Genomic DNA, 13297 nt, shown 5'->3' with positions numbered 1-13297 from the left:
AGAATGCTCCCCTTGCCACACAAAGTGCAACCAGAACACATGAAGTGCACGTGCACTTGCCGGAATCAATCCGAGACTCCTCAACTCAGCGGCATACTGTCCGCAGTTGCGAGCAAGAGAGGGGTGGGAGTGGTGGCCGCGATCCCCACCATGCGTCGCCGCATGCTCGGCGCCGAGCTCCGCAAGATCCGGGAGCGCCAAGCCGTCAAGGCAGAGGCCACTGCCGAGGTGATGGGCTGGCACCCGTCCAAGATCAGCCGCATCGAGAGCGGGCGCAGCGGACTGCGAACCCATGAGGTCAACGCCCTGCTCGACTTCTATGTGGTGCACGACCCGGACACCCGAGCCGCACTGGAAGCCCTTGCCCGGGAAGGGAAGCGCCGGGTGTGGTGGCAGCCGTACAACGACGTGCTGACGCCCCGCTACCTCGACTACATCAGCTTCGAGGCGGAAGCGTCCGCAGCCCGCAGCTTTCAGACCGTGCTGGTGCCCGGGCTTCTGCAGACTCCGGACTATGCGCGTGCCGTCATCAGGGCCCTCAAACCTGAACGTCCCGCAGATGAGGTCAACGCCCTGGTCGATGTCCGGCTCGCCCGCCAGAACGCGGCGCTGAGCCGGGAGGAGCCTCTGGCGCTTTGGGCAATCCTCGACGAGTCGATCCTCCACCGCGAAGTAGGGGGACGCCTGACGACCGTGAAGCAGCTGATGCGGCTGACCGAAGCGGCTGACGAACCCAATGTGACCTTGCAGGTCCTGCCGTTCGGGGCCGGGGCCCACGCGGGCATGCTGGGACCGTTCGTGATTCTCAAATTCCCCGTACAGTCCGAACTCGACGTGGTCTACGCGGAGGGCCTCGCCAGCAGCGTCTACCTCGAACGGGATGCCGACCGCGCCGCCTACAGCGCGACATTCGACAGGTTGCGGGCCGCAGCCCTGGACGTAAATCCTTCGCGTGACGCGATCCTGCGCCGAGCGAGGGGAAACTCATGACATACACGCAGCGCCGACTGATCGACCTCAGCCAGGCCACCTGGCGAAAGAGCTCGTTCAGCGGCGACCAGGGCGATTGTCTGGAAGTGGCCGATGGCTACCCTGGGTTGATCCCACTGCGCGACAGCAAGCGGCCGCACGGACCCGTACTGCGCTTCGGCATCGGAGCATGGGGATCGTTCCTCGACGCGGTCAAGGCCTGAAAGCCGGATAGGACTCATCGCTGGGGTCGTACTCCCACCTCCAGGTCACTCATTCACCGCCTGCGCGGCCTCGGCCTCAACAGCGGACAGTTCGTCCATCGCGGGACGGAAACCCGGATCGTCCTTGCTGGTGGTGCGGTGGATGGTGGCCAGAGCGTCGTTGCGCCGGGTGAAGAGGTCCGGACGCCGTTCGATCTCGACCTCACGCATCCACCAGTCCAGCCAGTGGGTGAGGTGGCCGACCTTCCCGCTGCGGATGGCGGCGGCCAGCGCCTTCTCCTTGTGCTGCTCCAGCTCCGCCAGGCGGTGCGGGGCGATGCGGGCGAGGGCGACACGCACGGCGTCGGGGGTGCGCTCGGGGCACGGGACCACCTCCGCGTTGTGGTCCGACGGTGTGGTCACGATGTCCTCCAAGGTGTGCCCTGGCCAGGGTATCCACGCCCCGGGGCCGTGGAGCTGGAGCGCCGGTTCGCTCCTACTCCGTGCCTGCCGTGAAGCCCGACTCCTCCAGGAGGGCCGTCAGGTGGCGGGCCTCCACCGGGGTGGCGCGGTAGCCGTCGCGAGTGGCGGCCACGAGTTCCTGCATCGTCAGGCCGAGCTCGTCGCGGAAGGCCTTCAGGGCCGCGCTGCCGGCGCCGCCCACCCGGAGCAGGACCGTGCCCTCGGCCGCCACCACGGCCGCGCGGACCTCCTCCGGGGGCCGACCCCGCCCTTCGTCGCGGTTGCACGTCTCCGGGGCGCCGAACCCGCAGGTGTCGCACTCCCACTCGGACATCCACAACAGCCGGCCCTGCTCGATCAGCTGCCACGCGTGGAAGACGCAGCGCGAGCAGGGCTCGCAGTACAAGATCCCCGTCATCGGCTCCGGCATGGCGCCACCCTGCCCTGCCCGGAAGGGCCACCGCATCCGGTTAACGTCGGGGACACGACCCCGCACCAGCGCGTTCACCCCGGTTTGCAAGGATTTCTGTATGTCAGCGACGACCGACCTCCCCCCGGCCCGCGCCACGCGGGTCATCGCCCATCGCGGGGCCTCCCACGAGCATCCCGAGCACACCATGGCCGCCTACCGGCAGGCCATCGCCGACGGGGCCGACGCGCTCGAGTGCGATGTGCGGCTCACCGCCGACCACCGGCTGGTCTGTGTGCACGACCGGCGGGTCGAGCGGACCTCCGACGGGCGCGGGGTCGTCTCCGAGATGACGTACGAGGAGCTGCGCGCCATGGACTTCGGGGCGTGGAAGGGGTCCGGGCACGCCGGGGCCCGGGTGCTGCTCTTCGAGGACCTGGTCAAGGAGGCGCTGGCCGCGCCGTACCCCGTCGGGCTGGCCGTGGAGACCAAGCACCCCACCCGTGCGGGCGGCCGCCTGGAGGCCGAGCTCGTGCGGCTGCTCGGGGAGTACGGGCTCGCCGACGGCTCCACCGGCCGCGTCGAGGTGATGAGCTTCTCCCGGACCGCGCTGACCCGGATGCACCGCCTCGCGCCGGGGCTGCCGGCCGTGTACCTGATCGAGCGCAGGGTCCGGCCGGTGCGGCCCCCGTACGCCGGCCACGCGGGCCCGGGCATCGAGCTCGTACGGCGGGATCCGGGGCTGGTGGCCCGGCTGAAGGCGAAGGGGCTCCGGGTGCGCGTGTGGACCGTGGACGAGCCCGAGGACGTGGAGCTGTGCGTCCGCCTGGGCGTGGACACGCTCATCACCAACCGGCCCCGGGACGTGCGCAAGCTGCTGCTCGACATGTGAGCACCCGGCCGGGGTGCGCCGGCCGGGCGTGGGGGGTCGTACGGAACGTCGGACCCACGGGGGTACGGGTCCGCAGGGGATATCCGCAGGGGTTATCCGCAGGGGGTTACACGAAGCGCTGGTTGGCCGAGCCGTTGCAGGTCTGGAGGCGCAGCGGCTCGTGCGCCGCGGCCACCGTCAGGCACATGCCCGGGGCGGCGGCGGGCCGGAAGGTGGCTCCGTCGCGGACGAACTGCTGGTTGGCGCCGCCGTGGCAGTTCCAGATGATCAGTGCGGTGCCGCCGCCGTAGTTGGCGCCGGGTGCGTCCAGGCAGCGGTCGTGGGTGAGCTCGATGTGGAGGGACTTCTTGGCGGAGTCGTACCACCAGCCCTGATTGCGGCCGCCGTGGCAGTCCCAGCCGAGGATCCTGGTGTTGTTGGCGCTGGCGCCGCCGTTGGAGTCGACGCAGTTGCCCGTCGCCTCGTTCTTCAGCGGCTTGTACAGGTCGTCCCAGGCCCCGGCCTGCAGGACGGGGGTGCCGGTGCTCGCCGGGTCGGCGCAGGAGGCCTCGCGCAGGCCGGAGGCGTAGAGCTGGGTCAGACAGGACGCGAAGGCGCCGTGGCCGCGGTAGTTGGGGTGGAAGGACTGGCGGGCGGTGTTCTCGTCCCACGGGAAGTGGTCCCCGAGGTCGAGGTAGAGGCCGCGGGCCCAGGTGTCCTCCATGCAGACCTCGTGGCCCTGGAAGAGCCGCGAGTTGTCGAGGTACGTCGCGCCCGCGGCGAGGGCGGCCGCGCGCATGCCCTTCTCGAAGGTGGGCACCGCGTAGTTGCGGCCCCACGCGGCGTCGGAGTCGTAGCCGGCGCAGCCTCCGGGGAGCTTGCCGGGGAAGTCGGGGTTGTCGTAGAAGTCGGGGCCGATCGGGCTGGGGTAGCCCATCACGACCAGTTTGTAGTCGGTGTCGGCGTAACCGGCGTCGCGCATGACAGTCTTGAGGTCGCCGATCGTCGACTGCACCTTGGGCTTCAGCCCGTCGACGCGCGCCTGCCAGCCCGGACCGTACTTCGGCTCGCAGGTGCCCTGGCTGAGCACCCAGCGGGTGACGCAGTCGGTCATGACCGGGCCGAACTGCAGGTCGTCGTTGGCCCCGGCGACCAGCAGCACCATCTTGATCCTGGTGTTGCGGGCCTTGATGGCCAGGCTGTCGCTCTGCACCAGCTCGTCGGCGTACTGCTTGCTGCCGCCGATCTTGATGTTGCCCGTGTAGCCGCCGGAGCAGGCCGCGTTGAAGGTGTAGTCGGCCGCGATGCCGGTGCGGTGGATCGCCGCGTCGGGCGAGCGGTGGCACTGGTTGGACGGGGTGTTGGTGGCGGGGTCGTAGTTGCCGACGCCCTCGCCCGAGATCTCGCTGTCGCCGAGCGAGATCAGACCGGTCTTGCGGTCGGTGAGCGGGCGGATCGCGGAGTCGCCGTAGATCTTGACGGCCTCGGCGGCCCGGACAGCCTCCAGTTCGGGCGTGAGGGGTGTGGCCGCTGCCGCCGCGGAGGACTCCGCGGCGGTCGCCGCTTGGGCCGTGGGGGTGATGGCGGTGACGCCCCCGAGGGCGGCCGCCGCCGCCGCGACCGCGGCGAAGGTAGATCTGAGCCTGATCCTTGATTGTGTACGGGCACGTGCCATGAACGCCTCCCTGATCTCGGTGTTACCCCCGGTATTTACTGGCCGGTAGGCGAGTTGGGAACAGTCCGAACAAGACAATTGCTCAACTTTTTGAGGAGGCACCACAGATGACCGACGATCAGCAGCAGACAGCCGGCGGCCGCGACGCCCCGGAGGGGTTCCGCACCGAGCACGACTCCATGGGCGACGTACTCGTCCCCGCACACGCCAAATGGCGAGCTCAGACCCAGCGCGCGGTCGAGAACTTCCCCGTCTCCGGACTGCGCCTGGAGCGCGCCCACATCGAGGCGCTGGCCCGGATCAAGGCCGCGGCGGCCGCCGTCAACGCCCGGCTCGGCGTGCTCGACGAGGACATCGCCGCCGCCATCGTCTCGGCCGCCGCCGAGGTCGCCGAGGGGCGCTGGGACGAGCACTTCCCCGTCGACGTGTTCCAGACGGGTTCCGGCACCTCGTCCAACATGAACGCCAACGAGGTGATCGCCACCCTGGCCACCGAGCGGCTCGGCCGCGCCGTGCACCCCAACGACCACGTCAACGCCTCGCAGAGCTCCAACGACGTCTTCCCGTCCTCCATCCACATCGCCGCCACCGCCGCCGTCACCGGCGAGCTCATCCCCGCCCTGGAGCACCTGGCCGGCGCGATGGAGCGCAAGTCCGCCGAGTTCTCCCAGGTGGTCAAGGCCGGCCGGACGCACCTGATGGACGCCACCCCGGTCACCCTGGGCCAGGAGTTCGGCGGGTACGCGGTCCAGCTCCGCTACGGCGTCGAGCGGCTGCGGGCGGCGCTGCCGCGGCTGGCCGAGCTGCCCCTGGGCGGGACCGCCGTGGGCACCGGGATCAACACCCCGCCCGGGTTCTCCGCGGCCGTGATCACCGAGGTGGCCGCCGCGACGGGGCTGCCGCTGACCGAGGCCCGGGACCACTTCGAGGCCCAGGGGGCCCGGGACGCTCTCGTCGAGACGTCCGGAATGCTCCGTACGGTCGCCGTCTCGCTCACCAAGATCTGCAACGACCTGCGCTGGATGGCCTCGGGCCCGCGCACCGGATTGGCCGAAATCAATCTCCCGGATCTCCAGCCGGGGTCCTCGATCATGCCCGGGAAGGTCAATCCGGTCGTCCCGGAGGCCGCGCTGATGGTCGCCGCACAGGTGATGGGGAACGACGCGGCGGTCGCCGTGGCGGGGGCGGCGGGCAACTTCGAGCTCAACGTGATGCTCCCCGTGATGGCCCGCAACCTGCTGGAGTCCATCCGGCTGCTGGGCTCCGTGAGCCGCCTGCTGGCCGACCGCACCGTGGACGGAATCACCGCCAACACGGCCCGGGCCAGGGAGTACGCCGAGTCCTCGCCCTCCGTGGTGACCCCGCTGAACCGGTACATCGGCTACGAGGAGGCCGCCAAGGTCGCCAAGAAGTCCCTCGCGGAGCGCAAGACGATCCGGGAGGTCGTCCTGGAGTCGGGCTACGTGGACCGCGGCGACCTCACCCTGGAGCAGCTCGACGAAGCACTGGACGTCCTGCGGATGACCCGCCCCTGACCCCGGCGCGGACGCCCCGTCCCGGGGTCCGGATCCGGTCGTTTCCCGCCCCCGGGCACCTCGGTGACCTGCAGCGCGGCGATCCTCCGGACCCCCGCCCTAAGATCTGCCCATGACAGGTACCGGAGGCCGCGGGGGCGGCAGTGCGCGGAGCTCGGCACCGGGCTCGCCGCGGAGCGGGGCACGGGGTGCGGAGCGCGGCGCCGCGGAGGGCGTCCGCTGGGCGCCCGGGGAGCAGATCCTCTGGCGCTACCGCGACCACGCGCCCGGTGCGAAGGGCGCCGTCCACATCTGCCGGCCCGTGACCGTGGTGACCGACACCGACGAGCTGCTCGCGGTGTGGATGGCCCCCGGGACCGAGTGCGTCAAGCCGGTGCTCGCCGACGGGACCCCGGTCCACGAGGAGCCGCTCGCCACCCGGTACACCGCGCCGCGGACCACCGTACGGTCGCGCTGGTTCGGCGGGGGCGTGCTGAAGCTGGCGCGGCCCGGGGACCCCTGGTCGGTGTGGCTGTTCTGGGGGCCGGGCTGGCGGCTCAAGAACTGGTACGTGAACCTGGAGGAGCCCCGGACGCGGTGGGCCGGCGGGGTGGACTCCGTGGACCACTTCCTCGACATCGCCGTCTACCCGGACCGGAGCTGGAAGTGGCTCGACGAGGACGAGTTCGCACAGGCCCAGCGGTCCGGTCTGATGGACCCGGAGCAGGCCGGGCGCGTGCGCGAGGCCGGCCGCGCGGCGGTGGACGTGATCCGGGCCTGGGGTCCGCCGTTCTCCGAAGGCTGGCAGGATTGGCGACCGGACCCGGCCTGGGGCGTACCGGCCCTGCCGGAGGACTGGGACCGCACCCCGGCGCATATGACCTCATGAGACCCTTGATGCGCCCCCGGGGGGCAATCGTAGGATCGTCCTCCGCCGGGGTGTCGGCAGTCAAATGTCGCCAGCAGAACAGCATTTGACCTAGGCCGACGCGATAACGAGAGGTAACGAGCGGGACGCGGAAACGCGGGGTGATGGTGTCCCCGCCGCTGAGCGGGTATACCGCGACTGACCGAGTTGAGTGCAGCGCACATCGAGCGCAAACGGACGGAATGCCACGCGTGACGGAGTACCCCACCTCTCAGGAGGGCCCCCAGCCGGTTGCCTCCGGCGGTCGGACGGACGAGCCCGGCCACGGCACGGAGGAACTGGGCCACGGCAAGGCCCCGCTCCCGGCGGCCGAGGCCGTGCGCACGCATGCGCAGCCCCAGGCGGCGGACCTGCCCCGCCCCCGCGCCACGGCGGAGGCACCGTCCGCCTCCGACGGGGCCGCGGAGCCCGGCGGCGGCTCCGCAGTGCCCGGCCAGGGCGCTGCCCGGGTCCGGGCCGGCCGTGACGAGGCCGCGGCCGCCGAGGCCGGCAGCGCCCGCACCCGCGACGGCGAAGCCGCCCGCGAGACGGCGGGGCGGCCCGACGGGTCCGGGCAGGCCGCCACCTCCGGACTGCCCAGCGGCATCGGGGTCGACGCGACCATCGCGCGGCGGGAAGGCGACCGGCTGCGGTTCGTCGGAGCCGCCACCCGGCGCATCGCGCGCGGGATCGACCTCGACGAGATCGTGCTCGGCCTGTGCCGGGCCACCGTGCCCACCTTCTCCGACGCCATCCTCGTCTACCTGCGCGACCCCCTCCCCGTCGGCGACGAGCGGCCCGTCGGACCGGTCGTTTTAAGGCTGCGCCGAACCGACCGGCTCCGGCCGATCGACGAGTTCACGGGAGCGGCGGCGGCAGCAGCGGGAGCGGGCATCGCCGGCGCGATGACCCCCGACGGCGAGCTCGACTTCAGCCAGCTCGCCCTGGTCGGCCCGCAGGGTGACCTGCCCGCGGCCGAGCTGTGCGAGATCCGCCCCGGCGGGGCGCTGGCCGAGGTGCTGCGCGGCGTACGGCCCGTCTTCGGGTCCTCCGCCGCGGCCCGCGCCGCCCTGCCGGAGCTGCTGGGCGCGGACCACCCGGTCCCGCGCGGCCAGCGGGCCATCCTCGCCCCGCTGCGGGGCCGCCGCCGCGTCATCGGCGCGGCGGTGTTCCTGCGCACCCCGGAGCGGCCCGCCTTCGAGACGAACGACCTGCTGGTCGCCGCGCAGCTGGCCACGCACACCGCGCTGGGCATCGACAAGGCCGTGCTCTACGGCCGCGAGGCCTACATCGCCGACGAGCTCCAGCGCACGATGCTGCCCGACAGCCTCCCCCAGCCCACCGGGGTCCGCCTCGCCAGCCGCTACCTGCCCGCCGCCGAGACGGCCCGGGTCGGCGGCGACTGGTACGACGCCATACCCCTGCCCGGCAGCCGGGTCGCGCTCGTCGTGGGCGACGTCATGGGGCACTCCATGACCTCCGCCGCGATCATGGGACAGCTCCGCACGACGGCCCAGACGCTGGCGCAGCTCGACCTGCCGCCCGCCGAGGTCCTGCACCACCTGGACGAGCAGGCGCAGCGCCTGGGCTCCGACCGGATGGCCACCTGCCTCTACGCCGTCTACGACCCGGTCTCGCACCGGATCACCATCGCCAACGCCGGCCACCCGCCGCCGGTCCTGCTGCACCTGGGCGGCCGCGCCGAGGTGCTGCGCGTGCCCCCGGGCGCCCCCATCGGCGTCGGCGGCGTGGACTTCGAGGCCGTGGAGCTGGACGCCCCGGCCGGGGCCACCCTTGTGCTGTACACCGACGGCCTCGTCGAGTCCCGGCTGCGCGACGTCTGGACGGGCATCGAGCAGCTCCGCGAACGCCTCGCGACCACCGCGCAGCTGACGGGCCTGGACCACCCGCCGCCGCTGGAGGCCCTGTGCGACGACATCCTGGACATGCTCGGCCCCGGTGACCGGGACGACGACATCGCCCTGCTCGCGGCCCGGTTCGACGGGATCGCGCCCAGCGACGTGGCGTACTGGTTCCTGGACCCGGAGGAGACCGCTCCGGGCCGGGCCCGCCGGTTCGCCCGCCGCGCGCTGGCGCGCTGGGGGCTGGAGGAGCTGGAGGACTCCCTGGAGCTGCTGGTCAGCGAGGTCGTGACGAATGCCGTGCGGTACGCCGAGCGGCCCGTGACCCTACGGCTGCTGCGGACGGACGTACTGCGCTGCGAGGTAGGCGACGACTCGCCGCAGCTGCCGCGCCAGCGCCGGGCGCGGGACGACGACGAGGGCGGCCGCGGCCTGTTCCTGGTCAACCGGATGGCCCGCCGCTGGGGTGCCACCCGGCTGAGCAGCGGCAAGGTCGTCTGGTTCGAGCTGGCCCTGCCGCCCGCCGCACCGGCCAAGCCTGGCGCGCCGGTCGCACCGGGCAAGCCGGACCGCCCCTGACCGGGCCGCCACCCGGATCCGTCCCGTACGCACCACTGCCCCGCCGGCACGAAGCCGCGGGGCAGTGGTGTGTACGGGACGGGTCCTGCGGTGCCTACCGCTCGGGCTCCCGGTCCGGCGGCGAGGGCTTCGACGAGTTCGACTTCGTCGGCGACGGGGTGCTGCTCGGCGTCCGGCTCGGTGACGGGGTGCTGCTCGGCGTCCGGCTGGGCGACGGGGTGCTGCTCGGCGTCCGGCTGGGCGACGGGGTGCTGCTGCTCTGCGACGGAGAGCTGCTCGCGGACTGGCTCGGCGAGCTCGACGGGGAGCTGCTGCGGCTCGGCGACTGGACCTTGCCCATGTCCGCCTCCTCCAGGTCGAAGGAGCCCGTGTCGACGCCCTTGAGCGCGTCGAGGGTGTACTGCTTCCAGATCGCGGCCGGGAAGCTGGAGCCGCCCGCGCGTCCGCCGCCGGCGGTACCGGTCAGGCTGGTCTGGGTGTGGGTGCCGGGCTCGTCTCCGAACATCGCGACGACGGTGACCAGTTCCGGGGTGAACCCGGTGAACCAGGCGGCCACGTTCTTCTCGGTGGTGCCGGTCTTGCCCGCGGCCTCGTAGGCCGAGCTCTTCACGGCCTGGCCGGAGCCGTCCTCGACGACGCCGGTGAGCACCTTGGTGACGGTGTCGGCGGTCTTGCGGCTGATGGCCCCGTCGCCGACGGCGCGGACCGGCTTGTACTCGCGGGCCGCGTGCTTGGCCGACTTGACGATGCTCGGCGTGACCTTCTTGCCGTGGTTGTCGAGGGTGGCGTAGACGCCGGCCATCTCCAGGGTGTCGGCGCTCATGGTGCCGAGCGACATGGCCGGCTTGTCCTCGGGCCAGCCGTCACGGTCCTGCATGCCGAGTTCCAGGGCGGTCTTCTTCACTTCCTTCGGCCCGACGTCCACGATCATCTGGGCGTACACGGAGTTCACCGAGGAGTTGGTGGCGGACTGCACCGTCATCATCGGGTCGCCGTAGTCCTTGTCGTCCTGGTTCTGCGGGTTGAACGGGACGTCGCTGCCGACCACGGGGCGCTTGCTGGTGCCGTCGTAGAGGGTGTTGGGCGTGATCGGCTTCCCGTCCTGCGTGCTCGCCTTGGTTTCCAGGGCGGAGGCGAGGACGATCGGCTTGAAGGTCGAGCCCGGCTGGAAGTCCTTGCGCAGGGCGTTGCTGGCCCACTGCTCGCTCTGCCCGGTGCCGCCGTACATCGCGACGATCATGCCGGTCTTCGGGTCCACGGAGGTGGCACCCGCCTGCACGGCGGCGTCTACGGCGCGGCCCTTGCGGTCGAGCTTGGATTCCAGCTCGTCCTGGACGGCCTTCTCCAGCGCCGCCTGCTTCCTCGGGTCGATGGAGAGGGTGATCACCCAGCCGCCGGCCTTGAGCTGACCGTCGGTCATGCCGGTCTGCCGCTTGAGCTCCTCGTCGGCGGCCTGGATCAGGTAGCCCTTCTGGCCCTCCGAACCGGCGGCCGCCTTGGGCTTGATCGGCTCCTGGAACTTCAGCTCCTGGCGCTTGGCCGGGTCCAGCTTGCCCATCTCGACCATGTTGTCGAGGACGCCGTTGAAGCGGATCATGACCAGCTTCTTGCCGTTCGGGCCGGCGGTCGCCCAGTCGTACTGGCTGGGCGCCTGGAGGAGGGCGGCGAGGTACGCGCCCTGCTCCAGGGTCAGCTTGTTGGCGTCGACCCCGTAGTAGGCCTGGGCCGCGGCCTGGATGCCGTACGCGTTGCGGCCGTAGAAGTTGGTGTTCAGGTAACCCGCGAGGATCTCCGGCTTCTCCATCTCCTGGTCGACCTTGAGGGAGATGATCAGTTCCTTCAGCTTGCGGGTCGCCGTCTGGTCCTGCGTCAGGTAGAAGTTCTTGACGTACTGCTGGGTGATCGTCGAACCGCCGGCCTTGCCCTTGCCGGTGACGGTGTTGAACACGCCGCGGCCGATGCCCTTGAGGTCGACGCCCTTGTCGGTGTAGAAGGACTTGTTCTCGATCGCGATGAAGGCCGTCTGCACGTCCTCCGGGACCTTGTCGATCGTGACGATCTGACGGTTCATCGCGCCGACGCGGGCCATGACCGTGCCGTCGGAGAGCTTGTAGACGTTGTTCTGCGTCAGCGCGCTGGCGTTCGGGTTCGGCAGCTCCACGTAGAAGTAGAGGCCGACCAGGGCCGCCATGCCGAGCAGCACCGTGCCGAAGAAGGTGCCGAGCATCTTCTTCCAGGTGAAGAAGCGGCGTATGCCGGTCGGCTTCCCGCCCCTGCTCTTGCCGCGCCCGCGGCCGCGCGGCGCTCGTCGCGCACCGCGCTGCTGCTGCGCCCTTCGCGCTTCTGCTCGGCCCATCGCTCCCGCTCCGCTCGATAACCCCCCGACGTCAGCTCAGAAAGCTAACACCGCAGGCTGTGACAAAAACCGGCCAACCAATGAACATATGGGGCAATTCGGACGTGACAATGAGCACCCGCTCCACCGGAACCGACGCAGCCGGAGCCCCGGAGGTTGCCGGACTCCCGCCGGGCCCAATAAAGTGATATCACTTTGCTAAGCGGCTCGACCGGCCGCAACTGAAGGAAACGGGGCGGACGATGACGAACACTACGGGCGGTACCGAGACCGGCGTACGGGAGTTCCCCGCGCGGAGCGTGGGCGGCGGGCTCGCACTGTTGCTCGGCCTGGCGGGAGTGGCGGCCGGGGCGGGCCTGATCGCGCTCGGCGCGGTGTCCGGGGCCGACGCCGCCAAGGTGGGCCTGATCGCGGCGGGCGTCGTCCTGGCCCTCGCCGCCCTCATCGCGATGGGCGGGCTGAACACGGTCGCGCCGGGCGAGGCCCGCGTGGTCCAGCTGTTCGGCCGCTACCGCGGCACCGTCCGCACCGACGGACTGCGCTGGGTCAACCCGCTGACGTCCCGCCGGCCCCTGTCCACCCGGGTCCGCAACCACGAGACGGCCGTCATGAAGGTCAACGACGCCTACGGCAACCCGATCGAACTGGCGGCCGTGGTGGTGTGGCGGGTAGAGGACACCGCGCGGGCCGTCTTCGAGGTCGAGGACTTCACCGAGTTCGTCGAGACCCAGACCGAGGCGGCCGTCCGGCACATCGCGATCGAGTACCCCTACGACGCCCACGAGGACGGCGGCCTGTCGCTGCGCGGCAACGCCGAGGAGATCACCGAGAAGCTCGCCGTCGAACTGTCCACCCGCGTCGAGGCGGCAGGCGTCCACATCATCGAGTCCCGCTTCACCCACCTCGCGTACGCCCCGGAGATCGCCTCCGCGATGCTCCAGCGGCAGCAGGCGGGGGCGATCGTCGCAGCGCGCAAGCAGATCGTCGAGGGCGCGGTCGGTATGGTCGAACTCGCCCTGAACCGCCTCGCGGATCAGGAGATCGTGGACCTCGACCCGGAACGGAAGGCGGCGATGGTGTCCAACCTGATGGTGGTCCTGTGCGGCGACCGCGCGGCCCAGCCGGTCATCAACACGGGCACCCTCTACCAGTGATCCCCGACGACGGCACGGACCGGCCCTCCCCCGGCCCCTCCCCCGGCCCGGCCGAGGGGCCGGCGGCGGCCCCCAAGGCCGGGCGGCAGGCCCGCAAGCAGGTGCTGCTGCGGCTCGACCCGCAGGTGCACGACGCGCTCGCGCGGTGGGCGGGGGAGGAACTGCGCAGCGCCAACGCGCAGATCGAGTTCCTGCTCCGGCGTGCCCTGTCCGAAGCCGGCCGCCTCCCCGGCGGGGCGGGCCCCATCCCGCCCCGGGGCCGCCCCCGCGCCTCTCCGGATTCCTGAAGCCGCCTCGGTACGCTCTGCGCGTCACCCCGGGGGGTCTCACCGAATT

General features: G+C 71.4%; 12 protein-coding genes. 8 read left to right on the top strand and 4 right to left on the bottom strand.

The genetic code is table 11. The features are described from left to right. Positions 1-132 precede the first annotated feature (132 nt). Together ACODT5_RS43890 and ACODT5_RS43885 are read left to right on the top strand one after the other, a co-directional pair. Positions 133-990, top strand: a complete 858-nt coding sequence (locus ACODT5_RS43890) for a helix-turn-helix domain-containing protein (protein WP_422524494.1) — start codon at positions 133-135, stop codon at positions 988-990. Beyond that, the gene (locus ACODT5_RS43885; protein ID WP_422524493.1) at positions 987-1193 is read left to right on the top strand and encodes a DUF397 domain-containing protein; all 207 of its coding nucleotides are present in this window, start codon (positions 987-989) and stop codon (positions 1191-1193) included. The genes ACODT5_RS43890 and ACODT5_RS43885 overlap by 4 nt, the downstream gene beginning before the upstream one ends. A gap of 45 nt (positions 1194-1238) precedes the next feature. Here the strand turns inward: ACODT5_RS43885 and ACODT5_RS43880 are convergent, their stop codons facing one another. Together ACODT5_RS43880 and ACODT5_RS43875 are read right to left on the bottom strand one after the other, a co-directional pair. Next, entirely contained in the window at positions 1239-1595 is a 357-nt protein-coding gene (locus tag ACODT5_RS43880; protein ID WP_422524492.1) for a hypothetical protein, read from the bottom strand. 73 nt (positions 1596-1668) lie between these two features. Further along, entirely contained in the window at positions 1669-2052 is a 384-nt protein-coding gene (locus ACODT5_RS43875) for a hypothetical protein (protein WP_422524491.1), read from the bottom strand. Between the two features lie 112 nt (positions 2053-2164). Here ACODT5_RS43875 and ACODT5_RS43870 point away from each other — a divergent pair, with 112 nt between their 5' ends. Beyond that, positions 2165-2935: a glycerophosphodiester phosphodiesterase gene (locus ACODT5_RS43870; protein WP_422524490.1), complete on the top strand. Its 771-nt coding sequence runs from the start codon at positions 2165-2167 to the stop codon at positions 2933-2935. Between the two features lie 106 nt (positions 2936-3041). Here the strand turns inward: ACODT5_RS43870 and ACODT5_RS43865 are convergent, their stop codons facing one another. After that, a complete protein-coding gene (locus tag ACODT5_RS43865; protein ID WP_422524489.1) occupies positions 3042-4589 on the bottom strand; it encodes a ricin-type beta-trefoil lectin domain protein in 1548 nt (515 codons plus the stop codon). Between the two features lie 107 nt (positions 4590-4696). Between ACODT5_RS43865 and ACODT5_RS43860 the strand changes: the two genes are divergently transcribed. From ACODT5_RS43860 to ACODT5_RS43850, 3 genes are all read left to right on the top strand, one after another. Then, on the top strand, positions 4697-6124 hold the full coding sequence (locus tag ACODT5_RS43860; protein ID WP_422524488.1) for a class II fumarate hydratase: 1428 nt from the start codon (positions 4697-4699) through the stop codon (positions 6122-6124). Between the two features lie 112 nt (positions 6125-6236). Then, the gene (fomD, locus tag ACODT5_RS43855; RefSeq protein WP_422524487.1) at positions 6237-6992 is read left to right on the top strand and encodes a cytidylyl-2-hydroxypropylphosphonate hydrolase; all 756 of its coding nucleotides are present in this window, start codon (positions 6237-6239) and stop codon (positions 6990-6992) included. Positions 6993-7222: 230 nt separating this feature from the next. Further along, positions 7223-9451: a SpoIIE family protein phosphatase gene (locus ACODT5_RS43850; protein WP_422524486.1), complete on the top strand. Its 2229-nt coding sequence runs from the start codon at positions 7223-7225 to the stop codon at positions 9449-9451. Positions 9452-9545: 94 nt separating this feature from the next. Here ACODT5_RS43850 and ACODT5_RS43845 read toward each other — a convergent pair whose 3' ends face one another. After that, positions 9546-11807, bottom strand: a complete 2262-nt coding sequence (locus ACODT5_RS43845; RefSeq protein WP_422524485.1) for a transglycosylase domain-containing protein — start codon at positions 11805-11807, stop codon at positions 9546-9548. 242 nt (positions 11808-12049) lie between these two features. Between ACODT5_RS43845 and ACODT5_RS43840 the strand changes: the two genes are divergently transcribed. Together ACODT5_RS43840 and ACODT5_RS43835 are read left to right on the top strand one after the other, a co-directional pair. Then, positions 12050-12961 (top strand): SPFH domain-containing protein, encoded by a 912-nt coding sequence (locus ACODT5_RS43840; protein ID WP_422524484.1) that lies wholly within the window; start codon positions 12050-12052, stop codon positions 12959-12961. After that, a complete protein-coding gene (locus tag ACODT5_RS43835) occupies positions 12958-13248 on the top strand; it encodes a type II toxin-antitoxin system antitoxin (protein ID WP_422524483.1) in 291 nt (96 codons plus the stop codon). Before ACODT5_RS43840 ends, ACODT5_RS43835 begins: the two co-directional genes overlap by 4 nt. Positions 13249-13297 lie beyond the last annotated feature (49 nt).

This window comes from Streptomyces tatrensis (assembly GCF_049310065.1).
In the GTDB taxonomy this organism is placed as follows: Bacteria; Actinomycetota; Actinomycetes; order Streptomycetales; family Streptomycetaceae; genus Streptomyces.
The sequence above is the reverse complement of the archived record's forward strand: the minus strand, read 5'-3'. Positions and strand labels throughout refer to the sequence as shown.